Annotated in this window: 24 protein-coding genes and 1 riboswitch; of the genes, 9 read left to right on the plus strand and 15 right to left on the minus strand. The window is 48.2% G+C overall.

Annotation, left to right across the window (positions count from 1 at the left end; genetic code table 11):
• Nucleotides 1–20: 20 nt before the first annotated feature.
• On the minus strand, nt 21–2,135 hold the full coding sequence (locus KQY15_RS13970) for a TonB-dependent receptor (protein ID WP_217670175.1): 2,115 nt from the start codon (nt 2,133–2,135) through the stop codon (nt 21–23).
• A gap of 40 nt (nt 2,136–2,175) precedes the next feature.
• A riboswitch (TPP riboswitch) is annotated at nt 2,176–2,280 on the minus strand.
• Between the two features lie 127 nt (nt 2,281–2,407).
• Between KQY15_RS13970 and KQY15_RS13975 the strand changes: the two genes are divergently transcribed.
• Entirely contained in the window at nt 2,408–3,184 is a 777-nt protein-coding gene (locus KQY15_RS13975; protein ID WP_217670177.1) for a M15 family metallopeptidase, read from the plus strand.
• A gap of 20 nt (nt 3,185–3,204) precedes the next feature.
• Here the strand turns inward: KQY15_RS13975 and mgtE are convergent, their stop codons facing one another.
• Nucleotides 3,205–4,548, minus strand: coding sequence for a magnesium transporter (mgtE, locus tag KQY15_RS13980; protein ID WP_217670179.1), 1,344 nt, complete (start codon nt 4,546–4,548; stop codon nt 3,205–3,207).
• Between the two features lie 320 nt (nt 4,549–4,868).
• Between mgtE and KQY15_RS13985 the strand changes: the two genes are divergently transcribed.
• From KQY15_RS13985 to KQY15_RS13995, 3 genes are read left to right on the plus strand one after another with little or no spacing between them, the layout of a single operon-like run.
• Nucleotides 4,869–5,684 carry a DUF432 domain-containing protein gene (locus KQY15_RS13985; RefSeq protein ID WP_217670181.1) on the plus strand — a complete coding sequence of 272 codons (816 nt, stop codon included), beginning with the start codon at nt 4,869–4,871 and terminating at the stop codon, nt 5,682–5,684.
• Nucleotides 5,685–5,699: 15 nt separating this feature from the next.
• On the plus strand, nt 5,700–6,554 hold the full coding sequence (locus tag KQY15_RS13990) for a mechanosensitive ion channel family protein (protein ID WP_217670183.1): 855 nt from the start codon (nt 5,700–5,702) through the stop codon (nt 6,552–6,554).
• Nucleotides 6,555–6,559: 5 nt separating this feature from the next.
• Entirely contained in the window at nt 6,560–8,200 is a 1,641-nt protein-coding gene (locus KQY15_RS13995; protein WP_217670185.1) for a BamA/TamA family outer membrane protein, read from the plus strand.
• A gap of 6 nt (nt 8,201–8,206) precedes the next feature.
• Here KQY15_RS13995 and mutM read toward each other — a convergent pair whose 3' ends face one another.
• From mutM to radC, 5 genes are all read right to left on the minus strand, one after another.
• Nucleotides 8,207–9,016, minus strand: coding sequence for a bifunctional DNA-formamidopyrimidine glycosylase/DNA-(apurinic or apyrimidinic site) lyase (mutM, locus tag KQY15_RS14000; protein ID WP_217670187.1), 810 nt, complete (start codon nt 9,014–9,016; stop codon nt 8,207–8,209).
• 19 nt (nt 9,017–9,035) lie between these two features.
• Complete coding sequence (locus tag KQY15_RS14005; RefSeq protein ID WP_217670188.1) at nt 9,036–9,518, minus strand: hypothetical protein; 483 nt, start codon at nt 9,516–9,518, stop codon at nt 9,036–9,038.
• A gap of 111 nt (nt 9,519–9,629) precedes the next feature.
• Nucleotides 9,630–9,785: a 50S ribosomal protein L33 gene (rpmG, locus tag KQY15_RS14010; protein ID WP_008219722.1), complete on the minus strand. Its 156-nt coding sequence runs from the start codon at nt 9,783–9,785 to the stop codon at nt 9,630–9,632.
• A gap of 11 nt (nt 9,786–9,796) precedes the next feature.
• Entirely contained in the window at nt 9,797–10,033 is a 237-nt protein-coding gene (rpmB, locus tag KQY15_RS14015) for a 50S ribosomal protein L28 (protein WP_026349251.1), read from the minus strand.
• Nucleotides 10,034–10,212: 179 nt separating this feature from the next.
• On the minus strand, nt 10,213–10,887 hold the full coding sequence (radC, locus tag KQY15_RS14020; RefSeq protein ID WP_217670190.1) for a RadC family protein: 675 nt from the start codon (nt 10,885–10,887) through the stop codon (nt 10,213–10,215).
• 82 nt (nt 10,888–10,969) lie between these two features.
• Between radC and coaBC the strand changes: the two genes are divergently transcribed.
• Genes coaBC through slmA form a run of 3 tightly spaced genes read left to right on the plus strand, consistent with a single transcriptional unit; the run spans nt 10,970 to nt 13,282 of the window.
• The gene (gene coaBC / locus KQY15_RS14025; protein ID WP_217670192.1) at nt 10,970–12,217 is read left to right on the plus strand and encodes a bifunctional phosphopantothenoylcysteine decarboxylase/phosphopantothenate--cysteine ligase CoaBC; all 1,248 of its coding nucleotides are present in this window, start codon (nt 10,970–10,972) and stop codon (nt 12,215–12,217) included.
• A complete protein-coding gene (dut, locus tag KQY15_RS14030; RefSeq protein ID WP_217670194.1) occupies nt 12,214–12,672 on the plus strand; it encodes a dUTP diphosphatase in 459 nt (152 codons plus the stop codon). Before coaBC ends, dut begins: the two co-directional genes overlap by 4 nt.
• 19 nt (nt 12,673–12,691) lie before the next feature.
• The gene (gene slmA, locus KQY15_RS14035) at nt 12,692–13,282 is read left to right on the plus strand and encodes a nucleoid occlusion factor SlmA (RefSeq protein WP_217670196.1); all 591 of its coding nucleotides are present in this window, start codon (nt 12,692–12,694) and stop codon (nt 13,280–13,282) included.
• A 140-nt stretch (nt 13,283–13,422) separates the two neighbouring features.
• Here slmA and pyrE read toward each other — a convergent pair whose 3' ends face one another.
• Together pyrE and rph are read right to left on the minus strand one after the other, a co-directional pair.
• Nucleotides 13,423–14,073: an orotate phosphoribosyltransferase gene (gene pyrE, locus KQY15_RS14040; protein WP_217670198.1), complete on the minus strand. Its 651-nt coding sequence runs from the start codon at nt 14,071–14,073 to the stop codon at nt 13,423–13,425.
• A gap of 18 nt (nt 14,074–14,091) precedes the next feature.
• Complete coding sequence (rph, locus tag KQY15_RS14045) at nt 14,092–14,805, minus strand: ribonuclease PH (RefSeq protein WP_097112337.1); 714 nt, start codon at nt 14,803–14,805, stop codon at nt 14,092–14,094.
• 125 nt (nt 14,806–14,930) lie between these two features.
• On the opposite strand from rph, the gene KQY15_RS14050 reads away from it, so the two are divergent.
• Together KQY15_RS14050 and KQY15_RS14055 are read left to right on the plus strand one after the other, a co-directional pair.
• Nucleotides 14,931–15,791 (plus strand): YicC/YloC family endoribonuclease, encoded by an 861-nt coding sequence (locus KQY15_RS14050; RefSeq protein ID WP_217670200.1) that lies wholly within the window; start codon nt 14,931–14,933, stop codon nt 15,789–15,791.
• 197 nt (nt 15,792–15,988) lie between these two features.
• Nucleotides 15,989–17,203, plus strand: coding sequence for a tyrosine-type recombinase/integrase (locus KQY15_RS14055; protein ID WP_217670202.1), 1,215 nt, complete (start codon nt 15,989–15,991; stop codon nt 17,201–17,203).
• A 117-nt stretch (nt 17,204–17,320) separates the two neighbouring features.
• On the opposite strand, the gene KQY15_RS14060 is transcribed toward KQY15_RS14055, so the two are convergent.
• The 6 genes from KQY15_RS14060 to KQY15_RS14085 are packed head-to-tail and all read right to left on the minus strand — an operon-like array spanning nt 17,321 to nt 26,527.
• Complete coding sequence (locus KQY15_RS14060) at nt 17,321–18,643, minus strand: hypothetical protein (RefSeq protein WP_217670204.1); 1,323 nt, start codon at nt 18,641–18,643, stop codon at nt 17,321–17,323.
• 14 nt (nt 18,644–18,657) lie between these two features.
• Nucleotides 18,658–21,627: a type I restriction endonuclease subunit R gene (locus KQY15_RS14065; protein ID WP_217670206.1), complete on the minus strand. Its 2,970-nt coding sequence runs from the start codon at nt 21,625–21,627 to the stop codon at nt 18,658–18,660.
• On the minus strand, nt 21,627–22,802 hold the full coding sequence (locus KQY15_RS14070) for a restriction endonuclease subunit S (RefSeq protein ID WP_217670208.1): 1,176 nt from the start codon (nt 22,800–22,802) through the stop codon (nt 21,627–21,629). The genes KQY15_RS14065 and KQY15_RS14070 overlap by 1 nt, the downstream gene beginning before the upstream one ends.
• Nucleotides 22,774–24,246, minus strand: a complete 1,473-nt coding sequence (locus KQY15_RS14075; protein ID WP_217670210.1) for a type I restriction-modification system subunit M — start codon at nt 24,244–24,246, stop codon at nt 22,774–22,776. Before KQY15_RS14075 ends, KQY15_RS14070 begins: the two co-directional genes overlap by 29 nt.
• Nucleotides 24,243–26,030, minus strand: a complete 1,788-nt coding sequence (locus KQY15_RS14080; protein ID WP_217670212.1) for a DUF262 domain-containing protein — start codon at nt 26,028–26,030, stop codon at nt 24,243–24,245. Before KQY15_RS14080 ends, KQY15_RS14075 begins: the two co-directional genes overlap by 4 nt.
• Complete coding sequence (locus KQY15_RS14085; RefSeq protein WP_217670214.1) at nt 26,030–26,527, minus strand: N-6 DNA methylase; 498 nt, start codon at nt 26,525–26,527, stop codon at nt 26,030–26,032. The genes KQY15_RS14080 and KQY15_RS14085 overlap by 1 nt, the downstream gene beginning before the upstream one ends.
• Nucleotides 26,528–26,593 lie beyond the last annotated feature (66 nt).

Raw genomic sequence — 26,593 nt, forward strand, 5'->3', positions numbered from 1 at the left:
CCGCTTTTTTCGTCGTAACGTTAAAATTGGTAGCTGGCGCTCAGGCCTACCCGGCGTGGTTCAGCAAACTGCTCATACACATGTGGCTCATAGCCATCGCGTGGGTCATTGCCGAAGTAAAAACCCCGTACGCCAACATCCTGATCCAGCGCATTGCGACTCCATATTGCCAACTGCCATTGCTGCAGCTGGTAATTTAATCGCAGATTAAGTAACTCGTAGCGGCTGGAGCGGGCGTTATGGCCATCAGAATAATAAAAACTGTCTTTACCCTGCAGCCCGACATTAAACGTCACGGTATCACTAAGATACCAGTCAGCCGCTACACTGTAGCTGAACCGTGGTGCCTGTGCCTGCTCGCGACCGCTGAAATCCTCACCATCAATGGTCACGTAGTTACCCAGTTTTGTTTTCAGCCAGCTGGCATTTACCATTAGTGCCAGTTGTGGGTGCAGTTGCAAGCGATTTTCAATTTCAATACCGTAGTTACGACCGCTGCCGGCGTTATCAATAAAACCGGCAAATTGCGGTCCGCTGTCCGGGTTCAGCCAGCCTTTAACCTGCATATCTTCGCGCCACATGTAAAAAGCGGCGACCCGGGTTACCAGGCTTTGATCAAGGGCCGTGCCTTTTACCCCAAACTCAGCGTTATAAAGGGTTTCCGGAGCAAAACTGGCTTTGCTCTGTAATTCACTTAAATTGTCATCTGCCGCTTTGGCCAGGGCATCACCATTTACACCGCCGGCTTTATAACCACGTGACGCCAACAGATAGATTAGTGCCTGCGGGCCTGGCTGATAATTCAGGCTAAGCTTAGCGCCCCACATAGTGTCACTGTTACTTATCTGGTTGGCACTACTGTCAGCGTACTCATCTTCATAGCGTTCCAGCCGCACGCCCGAAACGAGAGTCAAACGCTCGGTTAGCGGTGAACTCAGTTCAGAGTAGAGCGCCAGATTACTGCGGTTCAGGGCACTGGCAAAAGTATCGGCCTGCCACAAATCCCAGTTCCAGAACTGACGGATTAAATCAAACTCTTTGCTGGCCGCATAAATCCCCAGTACCCAGTCGCTGCTCCCAAGCCGGCCGGCATCAGTAGAAACCAGCCGGTAATCCAGGGTCAACTGTTCGCGATCCCGTAAATAACGGTCAGTCGTTGAATATTCATCGGGGTGCAGCCCCACATAGCTCCAGTCTTCATCAAAACCATAGTCCATGCTGGCATCCAGCCAACTAAGCTGGCCATGTAATCTGGCAAAAGATAAGCCAGCATAATCTGCCTGCAGAGCCAGCGCCTTGCTGTGCAGTTTATCCTGGCCGGGTTCATCAGACAGCGTTGTCCGATCACGGTCCAGTGAAAAGGCATCGTAACCATTGTCCTGATCTACCAGATGGCTGACCAGTTGCAGTTTAAGATCGGCAGTCGCCTGAAAAGACAGCTTAAAACGACCGGTAAACTCGTCAATATTGTTGGTATCATCACGGTTTAGGAAGCGATTCTCAATAAAACCGTCTGAAACCTGTTGCTCCAGCGACAAACTGTAGCCCCACGTTGAATTGATAGCATTGCTGAACTGGCCGGCCAGCTGATAGCTGTCGTAATTGGCTACTGTCAGGCTGGCTTTACCCTCGGCACTGTCGGTTGGGCCTTTTGTAGTAAGGTTAAGCATGCCGGCCAGCGCATTGGCGCCAAAGCGGGTGGCTTCTGGTCCGCGAAACACTTCAAACTGGGCAATATCGCTGATGCCACTGATGCCAAGACCCGAATAATCAATGCCATCAATCAGAATACCCACCGACGGATTAATCGTATCGACAAACTCACTGCGCTCGCCAATGCCGCGCACCTGAATAAACCGCCCGCGAGAGGCACCGGCACTGAAATTAACGTTGGCAAACTGATTTAACAATTGGTCAAGATGCTGCACCGACTGGCGCTGTACATCTTCGGCAGTCACCACGGTGACACTGCCCGCCAGCTGGCCAGCAGTTTGGCGGCGAAAATCGCCCTGCACAGTAATACGCTCAATAGCAGTATCAACAGAGGCTTCGCTGGTTTGAGCAAACACCGATACAGACGCGGCACAAAGCGCTGTAACTACAGCAGTCGAAAGTACAGATGGGGAAAAACGCATTTTTGTATGACTCTCCATTAAAAACAGAGATCACACCAGCTTGAGGAGTTAGCACCATCCCTCCGCCGGTATAATCCGGATCAGGTTCTAAGGGTTTGCCCGAAAGCATCTCAGCACCTTTACAGGTGCACCCCTTGGTTGCCGCGCAAGTGTAAAGCTTTTCTACTGTCGGGGCAAGCTGGCTGATTCAGCGGTCAACGCATTTTTTAAATCGCAGACTATACTCACTGCGGGCCTAAACATTTCCGTTGCGCCTGGCAAGGAGCAGAAAAATGAGCAGAGACACCGATATGGCACACCTGCATCCGGTTTTCCGGCATAAAGTCGCATTACTACTGCAGGATCTGGCACACGCTAATTTACCGTTCAGGGTGTTTGAAAGCTTTCGTTCACCGGGGCGTCAGCGCGAGTTATATGGCCAGGGCCGCAGTAAACCCGGCCCACGGGTTACCAATGCTGATGCCTGGAGCTCAATGCATCAATATGGCGTGGCCGCTGATTTTGTATTGTATATTGATGGAAAATGGAGCTGGGACGATAGCGGCGAGCGTAAAAAGTGGTGGCAGCAATTGCACAAACTTGCCGGCAAACATGGCTTGCAGCCACTAAGCTGGGAGCTGCCTCATTTACAACTGCAAAACTTAAGCCTGGCACAACTGCAAGCCGGCGACTATCCGCCTGATGGCGACGCTGACTGGGCCGAAAATCTGCAGCAAGCCATAGTTAACTGGCAGGGCTTGCCGCCTGCCCCACCATTGCCATCTGGTTTGCCAGCGCGGCCGCCGCTACCGGCAGAAGCAACCACTGACAACACTGGCAGTAACATATTAGCCAGCCTTTCCACTATAAAAGCACGGGTTACCGCCAGAGACGGCCTGCGGTTAAGAGCCGGGCCCGGCACCAGCTTTGAGATCAAAACGACATTACCCAGCGGCCAGCTGGTAAATGTCATGAAACAGAACGGTGACTGGAGTCAGGTAGATTTGCAAGGCGATGGCCTGGCAGATGGTTACTGCCATAGCGGTTTTTTGCAGCCATTGCCAGGCTGAACAGCCCGGACGTTCAAGCGTTACAACCCCAGATACCAGGTAGCAATAGAGAAATACAATACCACCCCGGCGACATCGGCGATGGAGGTGATTAACGGGCCGCTGGCGGTGGCGGGGTCGAGCTTTAAACGGCTGAGCAAAAAGGGTAACGACAAGCCAACCAGACTGCCGACCATGACTACCAGCATCATGGTGGCGGCCACGACGATAGCAATATCATAACCACCGCGCCACCAGCCCAGCCATACCACAGCAAATGCCATGGTAGCGCCAAGTAAACCGGCTACCAGGCACTCTTTGGCCAGTAATGAGCCCCAGTCGCGCAATTTAACATCACCGGTAGCCAGGGCCCGCACCATTAAGGTGCCCGACTGTGCGCCAGCATTGCCGCTACTGGCTATCAATAACGGCAGAAAGAACAACAGCGCCAGATAGCTGGCAATAGTCTGTTCAAAATAGGCGATACCGGCGCCGGAGAAAATATTACCAAATACCAGTACCACCAGCCAAAACACACGCTTGCGATACAGCAATCCAATACTGGCGTCTTTAACATTGCCGTCCAGTTTGCCGATGGTGGCTGTTTTATGAAAATCTTCTGTCGCCTCCTCTGCGGCGACGTCCATCGCATCATCGTAGGTAACAATGCCTACCATCTGCTGCTGCGCATTTAAAATCGGTAGCGCCAGCAAGTCATATCTGGCTACCATTGCCGCCACCTGCTCCTGTGCCATGTCCACCGTGGCATAGATAGGATCATGGTTCATCAACTCATCTACCAGCATGGTAGCCGGCGCCAGAATAAGCTCACGCAGTGACACCACGCCAATCAACTTACGCTGCTCATCCACTACATAAGCAGAATAGATGGTTTCTTTGTCAGGCGCTTCGCGACGCAGCACATCCAGCGCATCCCGCACGTTAATATCTGGTGCCAGAATGGCGTAGTCTGAGGTCATAATTGCGCCAGCCGTTCCTTCCTGATGGCTGGATAACAGCAGCAGGTCCTCGCGCTCAGCCTGAGCCAGAGCCGGCAGCAACATTTCACGCTGCTCGTCGGTTAAACGGTTAAATAAATCGGCGCGCTCATCTGACGACATCTGGCGGATGATCGGGGCCAGTTTGCGCCGACTGATTTTTATCGCCAACGCCACCTGCACTTCAGCTGGCAGATAACCAAATACCTCAGCCTGCTCCGCCCGGCGCAGAGCTGCAAGCAACATCCACAGATGCTCAAGTGAAAATTCACTGATCGCCGCGGCATAGTCTGCCGGATGCACGTCCTCCAGCTGATCCTGCAGCAACTGCACTGTATTATTTTCCAGCGCTGAGCGCAGCCGGTAAATCAGGTCAGGTAATTCCATGGCAACCTCTTATCTCAGGCGTGACAAGCTCATTTAAGTATGCCCCACCAAATACAGACATAGCTTATTAAGCGTAATTTCATAAAGCTGCAGTCATACTCGTTATCAACGCTTGTAAGCTACATTACCATCTTACGCTGAGCTTACAAGGCGCTTCATCGATCGCTTAACTGAAATAACATATTGCTTATTAAGTAAAATTTAACCATCATTTTAAAATCTGGCGACAAGGATAACAATCAGGGCACAGCAAAAATTAACATTACAGATACCGCCGCTCTGCTACTATGCCAATGCGGAAGCTTTTTACCGGACTCTTTATGCAACCACAACATAGCAACAATACAACAGCACTGGCGCCCTGGTGGCTACCCATTGCCCTTACCAATGGCCAATGCTGGCAATATACCGTTGGTCCGCTGATATTATTTTTGCAAAGATTACCTACTGAATGGTTGCTGGGCTATACCATCCAAAGTGAACAGGAGGAGCGCTATCAGCTGGCCAGTCAGCAAGCTGAGCGGCTGCCTCAGTTGGATAACTTACAACGTTTTGTTTTCCGGGAGTCGCCAGCTCAGTTTTGCCTGACCCCTAAATTACTCGACCGGCCCGTGGTTGTGAAAACCCGCACCAAAATCAGTATCCCCCCGGCACAGCAAGCCGTGTTTTATATCAGTTCACCTGTGATGGTAGAAGTAAATGTATTGCAACCCCAGTGCAATCTGACAAATATCAGCAGTCAGCGCCTGTCTGATACCTGGTTTGGCCCCTCTACGTTGCATGGTGAGCTGTGCTACGCAGACAAGACTCAGGCCCGCCATAACCGGCAAGAAATACCGGCACGGCCACATCGCGCAGTTACCGCTATTACTATCGAAAATAATGCCGATACCATGTTGGAGCTGGACAAATTAAGTATTCCGGTACCTTACCTGGCGCTATATGGTTTGCATGATGGAACACTCTGGACTGACCCGATCACCTTACAACACGACGGCAATCTGGCGCTGACCCGGTTTAAAATAACGAAGCAGTTACCGGCTGGCGTTACCGCGGCAGCCCGGGTAGCAGAGCCACGGCAGCATATTGAAAAACAGGGACTGTTCAGGGCCTTTACCGGTATGTTTAATGACTAACAGGAGCCGCTGATAATGGAGCAATTTACCGCCTTTTTGCGGTCTGAACAGATGGTTAATATGTTGCAGGCTGCCATTTTGCTTGGCGCCGGCTTATTGCTGGCAAGCCTGGCAAGTCGTGGCGTACAGAAGCTGGTTAGCCGCAATTTCTCTCAGCACCACGCAGTGTTGTTTAAACGATTAGTTTACTGGCTGGTGTTGGCGTTATTTTTTGCTTCAGCGTTACGTCAACTTGGATTTTCGCTGGGGGTGTTGCTCGGCGCAGCCGGTGTGCTGTCGGTTGCTATTGGCTTTGCCTCACAAACATCGGCCTCCAATCTGATTAGCGGCTTGTTTCTGATTGGTGAAAGGCCGTTTCAACTTGGTGATGTTATTAAAGTGGGAAATACCACCGGCGAAGTGTTGTCGATTGATTTGCTGTCAGTAAAACTGCGTACTTTTGATAACCTGTATGTCCGGATCCCAAACGAAAGCCTGATCAAAACTGAAATGATCAACATGACCCGCTTTCCCATCCGGCGGTTTGATTTAATGATTGGCGTCGCGTACAAAGAGAATATCAGCAAAGTACGTCAGATATTACAGCAAGTGGCAGATGCTAATCCACTTAGCCTGGATGAGCCGGCACCACTGTTTATTTTTAACGGCTTCGCTGACTCCTCGCTGAGTATTCAGTTCAGTGTCTGGACCAAACGGGAAAACTTCCGTGATTTACGCAATAGTATTCAGGAGGAAGTTAAAATCGCGTTTGACCAGGCAGGTATCGAAATTCCGTTTCCGCAACGCACAGTAATTTTTGGTCAGGGGTCGGCACCGGTTACCATTAATACAGCAACTGGCGCCAGCACATCTGCAGAGCAGGAGGACTAAGCCATATGCGAGCTAGTCGTCTGTCAGTTATTTTTGTGCTATTTGCCAACATTATGCTTAATGAAGCTTACCCGGCAACAGATGCCGACTGCACCCGTTTATTTGATATGGCAGATATACAGAATGCCAGCCTGACCATCAGCGCTATTCATTTTGACCAGCAAAATGTGTTTGATCTGTCCGAACCCGGTACCTTTTGGTTGCATCGTTTTGCCAACTACAGCCATATTATTTCTAAAGAAGTCACTATCGCTAACGATTTGCTGTTTCAGCCAGAAAGCCCGTTAAATTTAGCTGAGCTGGCTGAAACCGAGCGTATTTTGCGGGGTCGCAGCTATATTCGTGATGCCGACGTTAAGGTAAGCCTGTACTGCCCAGAAAACAATACCGTTGAGGTACTGGTTACAACCTGGGATAACTGGTCACTGCTTCCCAAAATAGACTTCTCCAGCGAGGGCGGGGCAACAGAATACTCTATTGGCATAGCCGAAGATAACCTGCTGGGCACCGGCAACCAATTACAACTGGACTACGCGAAGGACGCTGAACGTACCGGCTATTTATTTAGTTTTGCCAGCCCGAACATCCTGGGCAGTCACTGGCAGGCACTAACCCGCTACGCCAATAATTCTGATGGCGAAAGCTATCAGTTTAATATTCAGCGGCCGTTTTACCGGCTTAGCTCCCCCTGGGCAGTAAGCTTTGATGTATACAAAGACAAGCAACAAATAAACGACTATGTCTTAGGAGAAAAGGTTAACCAGTACGATCGCACCCAGCAAGGTTTTACCAGCTTTATTGGCTGGCGTCTGGCTGGCAACAGTAAACGCATTCATCGACTGAACAGTGGCGTAACTCTGGAAGATGTCAGTTTTATTGAAAATGAAGATACGTTATTTGATTTACCGGCCGAACGTAACCTGTCCAGAGTCTGGGTTGAATATCAGCTGCTGGAAGATCAGTATCGCAAGCTGTACAACATTAACCAGTTTAACCGGGTTGAAGATATTAACCTGGGCTGGCAAGCCTACCTGAGGTTGGGCATGCTGCAACAAGGGCTGGGAGCCGATGCCAGCGGCTGGCAGGTAGATGCCGCAGTTGAAAAAGCCTGGTCGTTACACCATGACGTCTGGCTGCTGGCCAGTTTCCGCTACCATGGCTTGAAAATGGCCGACTTACGCCAACAGCTGATCAGCACGCACTGGCAAATGGTGTATCAGCTAAACCGGCAAAGCAGTGTCGTCGGTATTCTGGATTTACAACGTGGCAAAGATTTATTCGCCGATGAGGCATTGTATCTAGGTGGCGACACCGGCTTAAGGGCCTTTCCATTATTTTACCAGCGTGGTGATAACAGAATGGTTGCCACAGCCGAGTATCGTTATTACACCGACTGGAATATCCTGCATATCTTTGACGTGGGTTTTGCCGGTTTTGCCGATGCAGGTCGCAGCTGGGGGGCAGAGCAACGTGGCGAAAATGAAATTGATGATAATATTTTATACGGCGTCGGTGTCGGTGTCCGTCTTCTATCTACTCATTCCAGCCGCGGCACTATGGTGCATATTGATTTAACCCGCCCGGTTACCGACAACCCCGAGCTTGGTAGCTGGCAGTGGCGGATCACTGCCAAGAGACGTTTTTAACGCAATTTAATGCTGACACAGACTACAGAAAACCGTCGTGCGCTGGCCCAGCTTTATCTCAGTCAATGGCTGCTGACAATTCACACAAGGCTGGCCGCCCCGGCCATACACTAATAATTGTTGTTTAAAATAACCTGGCTTGCCATCAGCCTGGCTGAAGTCTTTTAACGTAGTGCCGCCCTGCACAATTGCTGCCGCCAGAGTTTCTTTTATGACGGTGCTCAGCAGCGCAAGTTTATCGTCAGCAACACTGTTAGCTGGCGCGGTAGGTGAAATACCAGCTTTAAACAAGGCCTCGTTAGCGTAAATATTACCCACCCCTACTACCACCTTATTATCCATCACTACCAGTTTTATGGCAGCTGAGCGTTTACCACAAGCATCAACCAGCGTCTGGGCGCTAAAGTCACTGGTTAGTGGTTCAGGGCCTAAAGCAGCCAGCAGCGGATGCTGTTGATCTTTCGCCTGCCACAGTACGGCACCAAAACGGCGGGTATCGTTTAACCGTAGTATTTTGTTATTGGATAGCAGTAAATCCAGATGATCATGTTTACCGGGCGGCGAATCACCGGCCACCACCTTCAAATGCCCTGACATGCCAAGATGCAGAATAATCTCACCTGCTGGCAGGCGGATTAACAAATACTTGGCACGGCGTGTCACTGCTAGTATCGGCTGGTTCGATAACTCAATCACTTCATCCGGGATCCACCAGCGCAGCTGGCGCTGACGGGCGACTACACCGACAAGCTGCTGATTTTCCAAATAAGGACTAATGCCTAAACGGGATACTTCTACTTCGGGTAATTCCGGCACTACTGTTACTCCAATAAAATCAGTCCAGCATAAATAATTGCTCAGCTTGTTGGCGGCTCAGCTGATAAAACTGGTTATCTCCGGCCTGTTGCAACAGGTACTGGTTATTACCGTCGTTATTGTCTGCAACATTGGCCGGATAGAGCAGCCAGATCACCGGGCTCGACTTACCAACCAGCTGGACACTGGCTTGTGCCACCGGCACCCGGCTTTGCATCGGCACAGCCTCTACCGGTATCAGTTGGCTGTGCTGCCAGGCCAGTGCCAGTTGTGCCGGGTCAATATTGTCAGCTGTCGGTTGTATTTGCCACTGTGGTCCGGCCTTCACCAGGCGCTTGCTGGCAAAGCCTATCATTAGCAGCTGAGCATCTGATGGAATAAGCCGGTGCTCCGTAGCCATTTTCTGTTGCAAGCGTTGCGGAATGCCATACAACACAAACATCAGAATAAGCACGGCAAAAATCAGCACGTTATTCCAGTTGCGACGCGAGAGTTTTAACATAGCTATATTTTCTGCATAAGGGCAGAACCTGTCTGCTTAGGGGCAGCGGCATAGTAACTTAGGCGGGGTGTAAAAAGCAAAAACCCGGCTAAGGCCGGGTTTTCAGGTCGATTACTTGATTTTCGCTTCTTTGAAAATCACGTGCTTACGCACTTTAGGATCGAACTTTTTAATTTCCATTTTTTCTGGCATGGTACGCTTGTTCTTCGTTGTAGTGTAGAAGAAGCCAGTACCGGCAGAAGAAACTAAACGGATTTTATCGCGCATGTGTTAATTCCTTATACCTTGTGACCGTTGGCACGAACGTCTACTAACACAGCGTCGATACCTTTCTTGTCAATAATACGCATACCACGGGTGGTAGTACGTAAAGTAACAAAACGGTTTTCGCTTTCAACCCAGAAACGGTGAGTTTGCAGGTTAGGCAGGAAACGGCGCTTTGTCGCGTTGTTGGCGTGCGAACGACGGTTACCTACCATCGGACCTTTGCCAGTTACTTGGCATACTCTAGACATGTCTATATTTCTCCAAAATTACGTCAGCTCGAGCTATCATTCACCCTTCTGGCCTTGAAGGTTGCCCCGAAAATGGATGAGGGCGCACTTTATACACGAAAGCCCCACTAAACTCAAGAGAATTTAAATGGCACTTCAGGCAGATCCATTGGCGATCCGCCTGTATCGTTTAAATATTGTTAAAGCCAGCCGCGTTCTGCAAAAGACACAACTTCTGCATCGCCCACCACAAAATGGTCCAGTATTTTAATATCTACCAAAGCCATGGCCTGGGTCAGGCGCTCCGTTATTGCCCTGTCGGCGCGGCTTGGCTCTGCCACCCCGGAAGGATGATTATGAGCCAATATAACGGCGGCGGCATTATGACGTAAAGCTTGCTGAACTACAATACGCGGATACACCGGCGAAGCGTCAATAGTCCCCATAAATAGTGGCTCGCTGGCAATTAAACGATGCTGATTATCAAGGTAAAGCAGCAAGAATACTTCGCGTTGCTCGTGGCCAATAGTGTGCGATAAAAATTTTTTCACCAGGGCCGGCTCAGTAAACACCGTTTCCCGCTGCAATTGTTGCTGCATATAGCGCTTGCTAAGCTCCAGCACCGCCTGCAGCTGAACAAATTTTGCTTCGCCCAGGCCCTTAGCCTGGCAAAACTCATGCTGGCTGGCACCCATTAGGCGGCGCAGCGAGCCAAAATGATTCAGCAGCTGGCGCGCCAGCGTTACCGCATCACAGCCACTTACCCCGGTGCGCAGAAATATCGCTAGCAGCTCGGCGTCTGATAACGCCTTAGGTCCCAGTTGCAGCAGTTTTTCCCGCGGCCGCTCGGTTAATGGCCAGTCAGAAATTGCCATCTGAATCCTCCCTGAATTGGTGCTGATTTTTACGTTCCGTGTTATCTTATGCCGATGATTTTCGGACCAGCTTTAGGTATTTATGCAGCAGACACTGGTAGCAAAACGTATATTACTGGGCATTAGTGGCGGTATAGCCGCTTACAAAAGTGCCGATTTAGTCCGCCGCTTAAAAGAGCGGGGCGCACAGGTCAGAGTGATCCTGACCGGGGCTGCCCAGCAATTTATTACCCCGCTCACCTTACAAGCGGTATCAGGCAATCCGGTTAGCACCAGCATGCTTGACCCGGCGGCGGAAGCCGCAATGGGCCACATTGAGCTGGCCAAATGGGCCGACCTGATTGTGGTTGCCCCCGCCTCTGCCGATATTATCGCCAAACTGGCCCACGGTATGGCCAGCGACTTACTGACCACCTGTGTACTGGCCTCGGCGGCACCGGTTGCAGTAGCGCCCGCTATGAATCAGCAGATGTATAACAATATAGCTACCCAGACAAACTTAGCAACACTAAAAAAACATAAATTTCACATTTATGGCCCGGGTGCCGGTGAGCAAGCCTGTGGTGACGTAGGTTACGGCAGGATGCTTGAACCGCTGGAGCTGGTAACGCTCATTGAGCAAAGCATTGAGCGACCCGCGACGGCCACTTCCCGCCTAACCGGTCTGCGCTTTACTATTACTGCCGGCCCTACCCGCGAAGCGCTGGACCCGGTGCGATACTTATCTAACCACAGTTCCGGCAAGATGGGCTTTGCCCTGGCCGCTGCTGCCGCTGCGATGGGCGCTGATGTCACCCTTATCAGTGGCCCGGTGCAACTTGCTACCCCGGCCGGAGTTAAGCGGACAGATGTTATCAGTGCACAGCAAATGCACGAGGCGGCATTAAAAGCAGCGGTAAATAGCGATATTTTTATCGGCTGTGCTGCCGTAGCAGACTATCGCGCCGCCGAAGTGGCTACCAGTAAGCTGAAAAAAGGTAGTAGTGAGCAGCTGCAACTGAACCTGATTAAAAACCCCGATATTATCGCCGCCGTAGCGGGCCTCACTAAACAGCGGCCTTTTACCGTAGGTTTTGCTGCAGAAACCAATGACGTCCTTAGCTATGCCCGCAAAAAACTGACCAGCAAAAAGCTGGATATGATTTGTGCTAATGATGTCTCGCAACCTGATGCCGGCTTTAACAGCGATCAGAATGCGGTAACACTACTGTGGCAAGGTGGCGAGCAGACCTTGGCCCTGCAAAGCAAAGCCGCGTTGGCCGAAAGCCTGATAACTCTGATTTCAAAGCAATTTTCTAATAAAAGCACAACGAGCGAAGCCAACAAATGAATAAAGCAATTGAGCTGAAGATCCTTGACCCCCGTATTGGTAATGAATTTCCACTACCGGCCTATGCCACGCCGGGTTCGGCCGGCCTTGATTTACGGGCTTGTCTGGATCAAACCCTGACCCTGGAGCCTGGCCAAACGGTATTAATTCCAACCGGTATCTCGATTTTTATTGGTGATGCGAATTTATGCGCCACCATTTTACCGCGCTCTGGCCTGGGCCATAAGCACGGTATTGTACTGGGTAATCTGGTTGGCTTAATTGACTCTGATTATCAAGGGCCATTAATGGTGTCGATGTGGAACCGCGGCCAGCAGACTTTCAATATTGAGCCCGGTGACCGGATCGCCCAGCTGGTATTTATGCCGGTGGTACAGGCCGAGTTTAAGCTGGTCGAGAGTTTTGCCGCCTCAGAGCGTGGTGAGGGCGGCTTTGGCCACTCTGGTAAAAGTTAGTTTGAATTCAGGAACAGCTATGTCAACACCGCGTCGCGGCAACAGAAAAGAAGATATTTTGCAGGCGTTAGCCGCCATGTTGCAAAGCAACAATGGCCAGCGGATCACCACTGCTGCCCTGGCCGAAAAAGTCGGGGTGTCAGAAGCAGCGCTATATCGTCACTTCCCCAGTAAAGCCCGGATGTTTGAAGGCTTAATTGAGTTTATTGAAGACACCCTGCTGTCCAGAATTAACAACATTCTGGATGAACATAAAGACACCCAAAGCCGGATAGAATTGATGATGCAGCTGATTCTGGTATTTGCCGAGCGTAACCCCGGCTTTTGCCGCATTCTCACCGGCGACGCACTACAAGGTGAACAGGAACGCTTACTGGAGCGGGTTGCTGCGCTGTTTGAAAAGCTGGAAACCCAGTTTAAACAAACCCTGCGCGAACGGAAATTACGCGAAGGTAAAGGTTTTAGTATTGATGAAGGCGAGCTGGCCAACCTGTTGCTGGCCACAGTAGAGGGCAAAATAAGCCAGTTTGTTCGCTCCGGCTTTAAACGCCTGCCAACCAGCGCCTGGCAAAACCAATGGGCGCTATTACAACAGGCGTTATTTAACTGACAACTTACACAGAGCGCAGGGTCAGGTGTGCTTTCTGAACAGCGGCATGGATGCCGCGCAGGCTGAAGGGGCACAGGGATGTGATCCTTGAAGCCGGTGCAGAAAGCATCTCCTGACCCTGTGCTCTGTTACTAACCAAACTACGCTATCTTAACTCCATATTGCGCCCGGTAAGCTTTTACTGCCTCCAGATGCTCTGCCATTTCTGGCTTGTCAGCTAAATAGCTGATGAGATCCGGCAGACTGATAATAGCCACAACCTTAGTATTAAAATCACGCTCTACTTCCTGAATGGCCGATAACTCGCCCTGGCCGCGTTCCTGCCGGTCCAGTGCTACCAGCACGCCGCTCAGCTCGGCGCCCTGAGCCTGAATAAGCTGCATCGACTCGCGAATCGCAGTACCGGCAGTAATCACATCATCTACCAGCATAATCCTGCCCTTCAGCGCTGCGCCCACTAAATTACCACCCTCACCATGGGCTTTGGCTTCTTTGCGGTTAAAACAATATGGCACATCCCGGTTATGATGATCCGCCAGCGCCACCGCTGTAGTGGTAGCAATAGGTATACCTTTGTAGGCCGGGCCAAACAGCACGTCGAATTCTATCGCTGCATCCTGCAATGCTGCGGCATAAAACCGGCCCAGTTTCGCCAGATCACTACCGGTATTAAACAAACCGGCATTAAAGAAATACGGGCTGGTACGGCCCGACTTCAGCGTAAACTGGCCAAACTTTAACACCTGACGAGCCAGGGCAAATTCAATAAAATCACGTTGAAACTGCTTCATGGTTTTGCTGCCTCCTGCCTACGCCAGTACCCGCTTTTGCTCTTCAATAATTTCCCGGATGGCATGGCGACCCAAATCCATCATTTGCTGCATTTCATCAAAGCTGAAAGGCTCAGTTTCGGCTGTGCCCTGCACTTCAATAATTTTGCCGGTTTCTGTCATGACGATATTCATATCAGTTTCGGCGTTAGAATCTTCAGCGTAATCCAAATCGGCGACCGGCGTGCCTTTGTATACACCGACTGAAACCGCCGCTACCATGTATTTTAACGGGTTGGTTTTAATGGTGCCTTTGGCGCGCATAAAATTAAGCGCATCCACCAGCGCCACGCAAGCACCGGTAATAGACGCCGTTCGGGTACCGCCATCGGCCTGAATTACATCACAGTCAATAGTAATGGTATTCTCACCCAGCAATTTTAAATCGACCGCCGTGCGCAGTGCCCGGCCAATTAAGCGCTGAATTTCCATGGTACGGCCGCCCTGTTTACCACGCGCCGCTTCACGGTCATTGCGGGTATGGGTTGCCCGTGGCAGCATGCCGTATTCTGCCGTTACCCAACCTTTACCCTGGCCTTTCATAAAGCGCGGCACACCTTCTACCACACTGGCGGTGCAAATTACCTTGGTATTGCCAAACTCAACCAGCACCGAGCCTTCAGCATGAGCGGTAAATTGACGGGTAAAAGTAAGGGGACGGATCTGACTGGCGGTTCTGCCACTTGGACGCATAGCTGCACTCCTGAAATTAACAATGGCCGTTATTATAGAGGTTAACGTTACTCAGAGCCATCAATTCGCCAAAAAGCTCCAGCGTCGGGTATACTCTGGTTTTATTTGTCGCCAGAGAGTTTTTTATGATCCACAGCATGACCGCCTTCGCCCGCCACGAAACCAAAGCCAGCTGGGGCACTGCCCAGTGGGAAATCCGCTCAGTAAACCAGCGCTACCTGGAAAGCTATTTCCGGCTACCAGAGCAATTTCGTGGTTTAGAAAGCCTGCTGCGCGACAAACTCCGTAACAGCCTGCAACGCGGAAAAATTGAAGTGAATCTGCGTTATCATGCTAATCAGGCCGCCGGCGAGCTCACCCTTAATGAAGAATTTGCCGGCCAATTGCTGCAAAAAGCAGAGAAATTACTGCAAAAAGCACCAAATGCACAACTCAATATCGCAGACATTCTGCGCTGGCCGGGAGTGATGGAAACACCGACTGAAGATTTGGACGCGCTGCAGGGCGAACTGCTGGCCGGTTTTGACACAGCACTGCAGGATTTTCTCGCTGGCCGTGGCCGCGAGGGTGAAGCCATAGAGCAGATGATCCAGCAGCGCTTAACCGCCATTGGTGAGCAGGTTGCCTTTGTCCGGAGCCATTTACCGCAAGCCATGCAGTGGCAGCGCGATCGCATTGTTAACCGTTTAAATGACATTAAAGCAGATGTAGACCAAAGCCGCTTAGAGCAGGAAATGGCGTTTTTAGCGTCTAAATCGGACGTCGCCGAAGAGCTCGACCGTTTAGATGCCCACATCAAAGAAACCCGCCACACCCTGAAAAAAGGCGGTGCCTGCGGCAGACGCTTAGATTTTATGATGCAGGAGTTTAACCGCGAAGCGAATACCTTGTCGTCCAAAGCCATCAGTACGGAAATCACCAATGCGGCGGTAGAGCTTAAGGTGTTAATTGAACAGATGAGAGAGCAGATCCAGAATATTGAATGATATCTACCGGCATCCACCAAGATACATTAATCATATAATTTCAATAACTTAATAAAAAACCAAGTCTACCGAAATCCACCTTTATCCACCGAAAGCCACAAACAAGTGGTGGGTAAAGTGGTGGGTATGTTAGACTAACTCAGGTCGCAAGTGGTGGGTAACTCACCAAAAAGTAACTTACTGATTTGAGAGGGAATATGGGTAGCCTAACTACAAAGAAGGTGGAGTCGTTAATTAAGGGCGAGCCAGGTAGATTTGGCGATGGTGAAGGTTTATACCTAACAGTACCTAAATTCGGTAAGCCTTTTTGGTTTTTACGCTATACCTCCAACGGCAAACGCCGCGAGATGACGTTAGGCCAGTACGCCAATATGACATTAGCCGAAGCGCGGGCTGAAGCTGTAATGCAGAAAAAACAGTTAGTGGTAGAAAAAGTTGATCCGCTGTTTTTAAAACAACGCGCTAAGCAGCAACAACTGCAAACCGTAGACGACTTATTTGCCGACTGGCATAAAGGCAATATCAAACGCCTTAAGCACCCGAATATCCCCGAGCGGGTTTATCGCAAAGATATCGCACCGCATATCGGCGCTGCCGCGCCAAACAAAGTGGTCGCGCGTGATATTCAGTTTATTATCGAAGCCATTACCGAATCTGGCCGCCCCACCACCGCTAATGACGCCCTGCTGTATTTAAAGCAGCTATTTAACCACGGCATAAAACTCGATGTAGTGGGTGCCAACCCTGCCAGTGCCTTTAACGTAAGCGATGCCGGCGGCGTAGAGCAAAGCAAAGATCGGGCGCTTACCTTTGAAGAGCTTACCCAAGTATTTAAAGTGTTTCGGGAAAATACGGATAGTTTCGCCAGAGAGAATTACCTGGCCTGTGCGCTATTAGTCACGCTAGGCGTGCGTAAAAGCGAGCTAACAGAAGCCAGTTGGCAAGAGATCGATCTAGAGGCGGGAATTTGGGAGTTACCAAAGGCGCGTAGCAAGTCTGGTGTAGGAATAACTATCCCACTACCTGAGCTATGCGTAACCTGGTTTAAAGAATTGGAAATTCGTGCAGCAGGGTTACCCTATGTGTTCCCCAATCGGCGCAGCAGCAAAAACCCACATATGGGGGCCGACACGCTAAACCGCGCCATTACCAAGCTATTTGGCCATGAAGCGGGCAAAAAGAAACAACCACCCAACAAAATGGGCGATATACAGCACTTCTCAGTACACGACCTACGCCGCACCTGCCGCACCTTGCTGGCGCAACTAGGCGTACCAGGCTATGTCGCCGAGCGCTGCTTAAACCATAAACTGCAAGGTGTTGAAGGGATTTATAACCAGCATGATTATTTTGATGAGCAGAAGGAGGCGCTGGCTAAGTTAGCCGAGCATCTGGCTAAAATAATCACCTGAAAAGACAACTCCCAAGCATACTGGTTGCTCAGGCTCGGGCTTGGGAGGTATTGCTTTTATACACTTGATAATGTTTGATTGCGTAATCTACGTTACGAAAATTGATTACCCGATTACTTAATCATAGTCTCTTGGCGCACCCTTAATTTTGTATGTCAACTCACCAAATCCAAATGAGCCGATAATCGGCTTGGTGGTTGCTGTTAGATTGACTTCTAATTCTCTTCCCTGAACATCACTTTCTTTGCGATGCGGGCCGCTTGCGTAACCATGGAATTTGACACTAAAACTTACATCATTATGGTAGTCTTGAACCTCAAGCCAAAGCTCTTCAAAAATTGTGTCTGTCTCAGCCATTGGGCCGGATAGTTCCTCACTATTCAGAATTTCGTGAGTGACTTCATGAACGTATTCAGATATTGCCTCGACCAATCCATCCTCTGACAGAAATTTATAAGGAAGATCTTCAAAGATGGTTTGTATATGCTGAAAAATGACTTCAGGATCTAGCTTCTCTTCAGCATCAATCTCGGCATTACAGATTTCGGCTAGTCTATTGACCAACTCATTGCTAGCCAGAATGTACTTTAGCTTTTCCAGGTTCTCATTTGTGAAATCTTCATCATTGATCATTTGCTCAAAATTGTCGTAACCAAAAATGGCGGCAACAGTCTCAGATAACCCCTCCAAAGACATTACAATGTTGTCTTCCCTAAGAGCTCCAGACAATCTTTGTAAAAAGAAATATGCCGCTGGGAAACGATGAGATGCAATTGTTGCCTTAAGGAGCGTTGCTTGTCTCTCAAATCTGAGCTTTTCGCTGGTGCTTTTACGTTCTTTTTCCTCAACCTCCTGTTCAAGCTTGCGACGCTGTAATTCCAGAATTGCTGCCTCTTCAGTGCTTTTAGTTGCTAAGGCAGTTGATGTCTTTATTCTTTTATCTAAATACTCATTTCGAATTTTATTTCTCAGTTCGTCGCGTGCTTTTTGTCTCTGAATATCCAGCTCAACATCCTTTTCAAGAAAACCTTTATTTGGATTCGAACGCAGTTTTTCTTTATTAAGTTCCCACTGTTTTTTCGCTTGGGCAATCTCAACATCGACAGCATGAGAATGCTGAGCAATTATCGGTTTTTTCTGTTTTTGATTTACCCACAAGGATACTGTAGGAAGTATAAATAGATAAACTAGTGCAATAAGACTTGGAAGGATTAGCAAATCTAGGTCTTGGTAAATCAACTCTGGGCTTTGAATGATCGCCATTTTCTCTACTAGATTGCCTATTCTTTCTTCGACCTTATTGTCTCCGAAAAATAGGATGGCTAATTTGTCCCAATTACAAAGGATCCAAGCTACAACAAAACTACCAATAACAGGGTCTTTTACCCTCGCGTTTGCATTACCTGTAATAGAAGTCCAGACATCACTCAAAACTTTCAATTTGGTAAATCCTTTTAATAATATTCTTTGATATACCCATACGCTCGGTCAAATAGCACCTGGTCGGTATGCAACTTATATTTCAACAATGCCTTGCGTAGTGACTTTTGCACTTCACGCTCGCCACCTGTGGTGTTTTGCCAACCTGGGAAGCGCACTATCCGCACAATGGCGTCTATGTCAGCAACAATTCGTTCCACTACTGCCGGGGTTTGATCGGTTTTTAGTTCCAGGAAAAGCTCTGTTAATGCCGCTTGCGGTGTTTTTTCGTTGCTCATCATCTCTTTTTCAATCGCCACGGTATCTCGGGCGATTTTGCAGAGCTCTTTGACAAACTCGATCGATGACAACAAACCTTGTTCGGCTTTATTGCGCAGTTCTTCCAGGCGTTCGGACAGTTTTTTAAATTTAGGGTCACCGGCATGGCGTTTAAAGCGATTGATCAGCTCTTTCTCAATGGCCTTCGCTTTTTTCGGATCTGGGTTATTGAATATGTCTTCTATCACATCGGCATCAAGCACAAACTCATCCAGATGGTGAATCCCCCCGACATGCACATGTTGGTGAATAAGCTCCGTGGTCATGGCCCCTAATGAGAACCACAGCAACTTGCCCACGTTGTCCGCCGCTGGTTTCACAGATTCAAACACTTGAGTCAGCCAACGGTAATCGGCAGTATACGCATCCAAAATTCTGTCTGGCGACAGCGATTCCCAAAGCTTACTGAGGTATTTGTAATCTCTGGCGAAAGCGTCTTTTTTCTCGTTATCTTTAATGGCATTTTGCGCGGCTTCTAAGCCTTCAAAACCATCAAGCGTTCTGTCGACACCAACAAAATGTGCCAAGGCCGCTTGCATCGCTGCCGGGAAGGCATCACGCAGTTCCGATAAGTTCGTAACGATTTGCTGCATGGTGTTCTCATCGAACTCCAGCGCCTTGGCAGCATCATCAAATACGCCAAAATAATCGACGATACGGCCAAAGGATTTATTCGGGTACAAGCGGTTGGTCCGGCAAATGGCTTGCAGTAACGTATGATCTTTAAGCGACTTATCTAAATACATTGTCTGTAAAATGGGCGCATCAAAACCCGTCAGCAGCTTGGCGGTCACTATTAAAAACTTCTCTGGCGTGTCGTTTTTACAGAAGCTTTCCACCACTTTTTCTTGCTGGCTTTTATCGAGGCCCCACTTTTGCTTAAAGTCAAAGTCGTCGTTTGCTGAGGTAGAAATTACCACCACACTGGCTTCAGGTGGGTAGTACTTATCCAGTTCCTCTTTGTATTGTACACAGGCATAGCGGTCTGGCGTCACTATCATGGCTTTGAAGCCATGCGGCTCAACCTTCTCACCGAAATGCGTGGCAATATCTTCGACGATTTTTGCGACTCGCTCAGGCGATTTTAAAAACGCCGCCATCTTGGCGGATTTTTTATTTAACGCATCAGCCTCTTCATCGGTGAGTGCGGCTTCATCTTTAAAGGCTTCAAAGGCAGCATCAATCGCTTCGCGGTCGAGGTGAATATCAACCAAACGTGGTTCAAAGTGCAGTGGCAAAGTCGCTTCGTCACGGATTGAGTCGTGGAAGGTATAGCGTGATAAATAACCGCCAGCATCTTCGGTAGCACCAAAGGCCCAGAAGGTGTTTTTGTCGGTTTTATTGACTGGCGTCCCCGTTAAACCAAACAAAAAGGCATTTGGCAAGGCGGCGCGCATCTGCCGGCCTAAATCACCTTCTTGCGTGCGGTGCGCCTCGTCCACCAGCACTATGATATTGTCGCGGGTGTTCATATTGGGCTTGGCATCGCGGAATTTAAAAATAGTCGAGATAATAATTTTACGAGTATCTTTCGCCAGTAAATCGTGTAACTCGTTGATACTATCGGTGGTGACCACGTTGGCAATATCGGCGGCATTAAAAGTGCCGGAGATTTGCGTATCTAAGTCGGTACGGTCGACTAACACCAAAACCGTCGGGCTTTTTAACGATTGGGTTCGGCGCAGCTTTTGCGCGGCAAATACCATCAATAACGACTTGCCCGAGCCTTGGAAATGCCAAATCAGGCCTTTTTTAATTTGCCCTTCAATCACCCGAGCGACAATTTTATTGGCACCTTCATATTGCTGAAAACGCGGAATAACCTTCATCCGCTGCTTTTTTTTGTTCGATGAAAAAAGCGTAAAGTTGCGCAGAATATCCAGTAATCGCGCGGGGTTTAATAAGTCAGCCAATTCATGGCCAATTTCCGCAAGGCCAAGCGCTTTTACTAAAGCCGTATCGGTTTCTTCAATGCGCCATGGTGCCCAGAACTCCAGTGGGCAGCGCACGGCACCGTAAAACAATTCTTTGCCTTCAGTGGCAAACGATAGAATATTCGGCACAAACAGCTGTGGCACGGCATTTTCGTAGATATCGTGAATCTCGTGCGCGCCATCAAGCCAAGAAATGGCCGGGCGAATAGGTGTTTTGGCTTCGCCCACCACTACTGGAATACCATTGATAAACAGCACTACATCAGGGATTTTGGTTTCACGGTGATGAATACGGAACTGATTGGTGGCAATACAGTGGTTGTTAGTCATCTCGTCGAAATCGAAGATCCGTACCGGGCGATGCGCGTTGTTTTCACCAAAAGGCATGGATTTTTCACCAATGCACCATTTCAAGAATTCTTCATTGGCCCTTACCAAACCGGTATGCGCGACAGAGTTCAATACTCCCCGCAATGCATAAATCACTTCATCTGCCCGCTCTGGCTTTTGCTGAATTTCTGGATTTAGCCGGATCAGCGCCGCCTTTAACTCATCTTCCAACAGTACCTCATTAACACTGCGATTCAGTTCCTGCGCCGAACGATAGTGCCAGTGCTGGCCATAGACAGCCTCTGGTGCATCTGCAACCGCTTTATCCAAAGTATTGAGATTGGTGCCCGAAAGTTTATGGATGATGAAGTATTCGACGGAGTTGAGTTCGGTAAAGGCCATTAGAATACCTCGTTGATGAGGGATTTTTGGAGGGCTTTGGAGGCGGAGATTTTTTCTAATGTAGTATCGATTATTTCTCTTATAGAATCTAAGCTAGCCGTAATTTGGTTTTGTTTTTTCTTGTCCGAAGGATATGCAACTTGGAAGCTGCTAAAGCCCTCTATGCTTAGATTTTTTTGTGCACTTTGAGTCGCCAGACTCTCAACTGCAAGTCGCTTAGAATTTAAGTAATAATACAAATAGTCCTGTGTAACTTTATTCTCGTCCGCTTGTATACCGACAAGGCTATCCGTAAAGGCACTGTCGAAAGAAAGAATTCCGACATAACCAATATTCGCAGCGATTGTCATTACTATTGTACCCATAGGAAACATTTTGCTAATAGACAAGCCTTTCTCATTCAAAGTCTGTGTGAAATTTGAAATGTATTTGTCAGATTCAACAACTTCACCTGTTTGAATAAATGGGATATTTCCACCGTAGAATTCAGGGGCGTTTCGAGGCCTATGGGAAAATCTACCACGCTGTACAGATGCGATATTCATTATAGAATCAGTTTCATATGAGTCATCCTTAAGGAATACTCTTTCCATTGACTCTTTTGAAACTCTAAGCTTCTCCAGCACAGCAAAATCCTTCTCAATCACCTCATCCATCGCCCAGAGCAATTCTGCCAGTTCGGCCTGCTGTTCTTTGGGTGGGAGGAGAAATTCGTAGTTGGCGAGGTCGCGCCATTTGATGCGGCGGGTAATCGAACCGGAAGCATTGGCGACAACATACTTCCAAAGCGCAGGGCTATTCAAAATTCCGATAAGAAAACCGTCGGCAATCATCTTGGGATTTTCACGAATCGTCAGAATGTCACCGGAACAAACTCCGGCAAAATTCGCACGCGGTGCGCGCTCACGAAAATCACTGGCATAGAGACTTCTTCGAACCAATAGGTAGTCATTGGGCTCAAATAGTTTCATTGCTGATGTTACCGAATCGGTTGATTCCCAACTATTAATTCGAAAATCCCACTGATTGATATTGCTTGAGCCGATGAAGCGCTCAAATCCGCTTTCACTCGGGTTGTTACAGCGCTTGCTGTACTCGGTTGCCACATCACCAAGCCGTACTTTTTTCCAATTACTTTTATCAACTTTAAACTGCATGGCTACCCAACTCTGCAAAGAGACTTTCCATTGATTTTTTTAGCTCTGAACCTGAGTTGTTCCAGTTCTGGAGAACATCTGCAAAAGTGTGTTCATGGCTTTCGTCGTATTTATTCACATAGAGACTGATATTCAGCGATGCCCGATTGTCAATGATTTCATCGATAGAAACCATTTTGGAAAGACCATCAATATCATGCTCACTTCTATAGGCATTGAAGATTTTTGCGATATGGGTATCTTCCAAATAACTAATGGTCTTCTCTTTCTTGACCAAATCTGAAGCGTTAATAAAGAGGATTTTCCCTTTTCTCGATGACTTCTTATTGGTATTTGAGATAATCAAACAGGATTCCATACCCGAGTTGTAAAACAAGTTTCTGCCAAGGCCAATAACCGCTTCGATTCTGTCTGACTTGATAAACTCAGAACGAATATCGTCTTCCGAATTTCTATCGAGAATGCCTTGCGGCCACAAGCATATAGATCGGCCATTTTCAGAGTCTAAGCTTTTCTGAATGTGCTGTTCAAACGCATAATCCGCACATCCCTGCGGTGGCGTTCCCCATAGGTTTCTGCCGTACGGGTCATTTTCAAAACTCTTGCGATCCCATGCTTTAATCGAATAAGGCGGGTTGGCCAGAATCACATTAAACTTTTTAAGCTCGTCATTTTCGATAAAGGCTGGCGCTGCCAGGGTATCGCCGCGGACAATGGCGAACTCCTCAATGCCGTGCATAAACATGTTCATGCGGGCAATGGCGCTGGTCAGCAGGTTAATCTCTTGGCCGTAGAGTTTAAGGTTACGGTACTCTTTGCCTTCTTCTTTTAAATGCAGCGCACAGTTAAGGAGTAAACCACCAGAGCCGCAGGTTGGGTCGTACACCGATTCACCAGGCTGCGGATCCATAATCATGGTCATCAGCTTCACCACGGTTCTATTGGTGTAAAACTCGGCGGCGGTGTGGCCACTGTCATCAGCAAACTCTTTGATCAGATATTCATAGGCATTGCCAAGTTTATCGTCGGGTACGGTACTCAAGTTGAGCTTATGCTGGGAGTAGTGTTCAATCAGGTTGATGAGCGTTTCATCGGAAAGCCGTTCTTTATTGGTCCAGCTGGCATCGCCAAAAATCCCGAAGAGCGTTTCGGGGTTAGCCTTTTCGATGGCGCGCATCGCATCTTGGATGGCTACACCCACGTTCACCGTGACATTACGGACGTCATTCCAATGCGCCCCTGCTGGCACTTGAAAGTGGTGGTTTTCGGCAAATTCGGCGTAGGCAATATCACCATCGCTCTCGGCTAAAGCGCGCTCATACTCTTCGTCGTACACATCGCAAATTCGTTTAAAAAACAGCAGCGGGAAAATGTACTGCTTATAATCACCGGCATCGATGGTGCCGCGCAGTGCAACAGCGGCACCCCACAGGTATTTTTCAAGTTCTTGTTGGGTCATCATAAAACGGCATTCTCTACTTCAACGGCAGCCTGTTTAACATCAAGCAAACGCATTAATTGGTTTTTAATATTTTGCCGCCGCTGCTCAAAGAAACTTAGAAAATCTTCAATCGCCAGCGACTGACTCGGCGCAATCAGGTTTTGCCGTAGATAACTTTCTCGTGCATCCTCAGTACTAAAGTTTTTCGCTAACCACTGCTTAAATTCCTGATCGCTCTTTTCAATATTGCTGGTAGCTTCCAGCAATTGCAGGTTGGGTAGTTTATTGAAGTGATTTAAAAACACTTCGATATCCGGCTCAGCAATATTCAGTTTGCGCAGTTTGGCTTTGTTAAAAAATGCCTGGGGGTGGATATGGTCCTGATGGTACTTATAGGCATTATTAAGCCCTGGGTATAACAAGGTTAATGCCGAATAGGTTTTGGCTTTGCCGTACTGCATATCGAGTAAGTTTTCGATATCGTCTTCAGTAAAACTAATGGATTTTCTGCTGCCACGGTAATGCTCAATGGTTTCTTGCAGTGGGAACTTGCCTAAGTGGCTATTAATTAAATCCCGCATTTTCGGATAAATCGAATCCGGCTGGCCACCAAAGGTCCCTTTCAGTAAAACTCGGGCAAGCCATTCTTTAATGGCTTTGCGATCGGCTTCACGATGTGAACTGTGCAGAATGCTATCTACAAAACCGTTTTTATAAATAAAGTAGGCAATTGGAATAATGGTGTTGGTTGCCGCTAAGCTATCTCGGTTGTAACCCAGCTTGGCAACTAACTCGATACTGGCGCGCACTGCAGCCGAAGAATTTTCCCAATTGGCTTCGATGATCGCCATATTTTCTTTGGTGAAATTATCGACTTTAAATTTCACATCAAAATCGGCGAGCACTAAACATGACTTTAAAACGATGTCTTTGTTGAAGTTAAAGCCATCGCCAATTTTATTAATGCTATCGACAAACTCATGGATGATTTCACGTGCATCTTTGTCTTTCCACTGCGCGGTAGCAATAGAAAGCAAAAGGTCGGAATAGCTCAGCTTAGTACCGCCACTGTTAATGCGAATGAAGATCTGCAACACCTTATCAAGCTCTTCCCCTTCTTCGAGGTAATAGCTAATACAGCCTTTTTGGTGTACCACGTTAAAGAACTCGTTCAGCGTGTTAATCGCAAATTCTGACTCTTGTTCGGTATACACCGAGGTATCCATCAGTTTGTTCTTCATCAAGAACATGGACACTTTACTCATATCGGTGATATCTAGAATTTTACCGCATTCAAACCAGAAATAGCCTTCTGTTGGCTGCGCTTCGTCGGCGGACAGAAACCTGAAATCGTATTCAATTTCCAATTCATCCGACGGTTTCAGTAAATTTAAGTACAACTTTTTGGCTGGAAATGCGTGTGGACTATTCCACTGATAATACGGCATTTTTTTGGCATACGTGCCTGTGAGCGCAACATACATCGAGGTCATACGCTGCTGACCATCCAACAAAGCGATAATATCCTCATCATTTGAGATATCAGCCTTACGGTTATGCTTGTTGTCACGCTCATGGTAGTGGTTTAAAAACTCATAGAACTGAAAGTCTTTAATTTTGTTTTTATCGACTCTCCAAAACAAAAAAGTACTAATTGGGTAATCGCGCATCAACGAATCAAACAGCGTTTCAATTTGGTCGGTATCCCAAACAAATTCGCGTTGAATAGATGGCAGCACATAATGCCGTTTACGAATATTGTCGATAGCTTTTTTGATGGTAATAGGTGCTTCGTAACCGGCCATTAGAGAAACCTCTGTAAAATCGTTTTAAATTTTTCTTCTGCCGCAAGGCTTTCTTGCCATGCACGTTTTAAATCTGCCATTGCTTCTTCCACAGTAGGTAGGTCATCTTCAATGATTTTCTCAACGTAGAGCGGAATATTGAGGTTGTAATCATTGGCTGCTAAATCGGCTTGTGATGCCACTTTGACGTGATTTGGCACATCCTGGAATTGTTTATACCAGTCATAAATTTGTTGGACGTGGCTAGGTTCGAGGAAGTTTTGTGCACGGCCCACGCGGATTTGATTTGCTGCATCGATAAACAATACTTTACCTGCTTTAGCGGCGGGCTTAGCACGTCGGAAGACCATGACACATGCAGCTAACTGGGTGCCATAAAACACGTTAGGGCCAAGCCCGATCACCGCTTCTAACATGTCTTGTTCGAGCAGCGCTTTGCGAATAACACCTTCGGCCCCTTTGCGGAATAAAGCACCATGAGGCAATTGTAGTGGCACACTAAATTTGGCCACCTGATTAGAGGTGTTATCATACACCTCATAGATGATTAGGTGACACTATGA

This window comes from Arsukibacterium indicum, from assembly GCF_019100565.1.
Lineage (GTDB): Bacteria > Pseudomonadota > Gammaproteobacteria > Enterobacterales > Alteromonadaceae > Alishewanella > Alishewanella indicum.

Bases quoted from the DNA above. Each gene is read 5' to 3' on its own strand.
- KQY15_RS13970 (WP_217670175.1), bottom strand. From the start codon at position 2,135: ATGCGTTTTTCCCCATCTGTACTTTCGACTGCTGTAGTTACAGCGCTT.
- KQY15_RS13975 (WP_217670177.1), top strand. From the start codon at position 2,408: ATGAGCAGAGACACCGATATGGCACACCTGCATCCGGTTTTCCGGCAT.
- mgtE (WP_217670179.1), bottom strand. From the start codon at position 4,548: ATGGAATTACCTGACCTGATTTACCGGCTGCGCTCAGCGCTGGAAAAT.
- KQY15_RS13985 (WP_217670181.1), top strand. From the start codon at position 4,869: ATGCAACCACAACATAGCAACAATACAACAGCACTGGCGCCCTGGTGG.
- KQY15_RS13990 (WP_217670183.1), top strand. From the start codon at position 5,700: ATGGAGCAATTTACCGCCTTTTTGCGGTCTGAACAGATGGTTAATATG.
- KQY15_RS13995 (WP_217670185.1), top strand. From the start codon at position 6,560: ATGCGAGCTAGTCGTCTGTCAGTTATTTTTGTGCTATTTGCCAACATT.
- KQY15_RS14005 (WP_217670188.1), bottom strand. From the start codon at position 9,518: ATGTTAAAACTCTCGCGTCGCAACTGGAATAACGTGCTGATTTTTGCC.
- rpmG (WP_008219722.1), bottom strand. From the start codon at position 9,785: ATGCGCGATAAAATCCGTTTAGTTTCTTCTGCCGGTACTGGCTTCTTC.
- rpmB (WP_026349251.1), bottom strand. From the start codon at position 10,033: ATGTCTAGAGTATGCCAAGTAACTGGCAAAGGTCCGATGGTAGGTAAC.
- radC (WP_217670190.1), bottom strand. From the start codon at position 10,887: ATGGCAATTTCTGACTGGCCATTAACCGAGCGGCCGCGGGAAAAACTG.
- coaBC (WP_217670192.1), top strand. From the start codon at position 10,970: ATGCAGCAGACACTGGTAGCAAAACGTATATTACTGGGCATTAGTGGC.
- dut (WP_217670194.1), top strand. From the start codon at position 12,214: ATGAATAAAGCAATTGAGCTGAAGATCCTTGACCCCCGTATTGGTAAT.
- slmA (WP_217670196.1), top strand. From the start codon at position 12,692: ATGTCAACACCGCGTCGCGGCAACAGAAAAGAAGATATTTTGCAGGCG.
- pyrE (WP_217670198.1), bottom strand. From the start codon at position 14,073: ATGAAGCAGTTTCAACGTGATTTTATTGAATTTGCCCTGGCTCGTCAG.
- rph (WP_097112337.1), bottom strand. From the start codon at position 14,805: ATGCGTCCAAGTGGCAGAACCGCCAGTCAGATCCGTCCCCTTACTTTT.
- KQY15_RS14050 (WP_217670200.1), top strand. From the start codon at position 14,931: ATGATCCACAGCATGACCGCCTTCGCCCGCCACGAAACCAAAGCCAGC.
- KQY15_RS14055 (WP_217670202.1), top strand. From the start codon at position 15,989: ATGGGTAGCCTAACTACAAAGAAGGTGGAGTCGTTAATTAAGGGCGAG.
- KQY15_RS14065 (WP_217670206.1), bottom strand. From the start codon at position 21,627: ATGGCCTTTACCGAACTCAACTCCGTCGAATACTTCATCATCCATAAA.
- KQY15_RS14075 (WP_217670210.1), bottom strand. From the start codon at position 24,246: ATGATGACCCAACAAGAACTTGAAAAATACCTGTGGGGTGCCGCTGTT.
- KQY15_RS14080 (WP_217670212.1), bottom strand. From the start codon at position 26,030: ATGGCCGGTTACGAAGCACCTATTACCATCAAAAAAGCTATCGACAAT.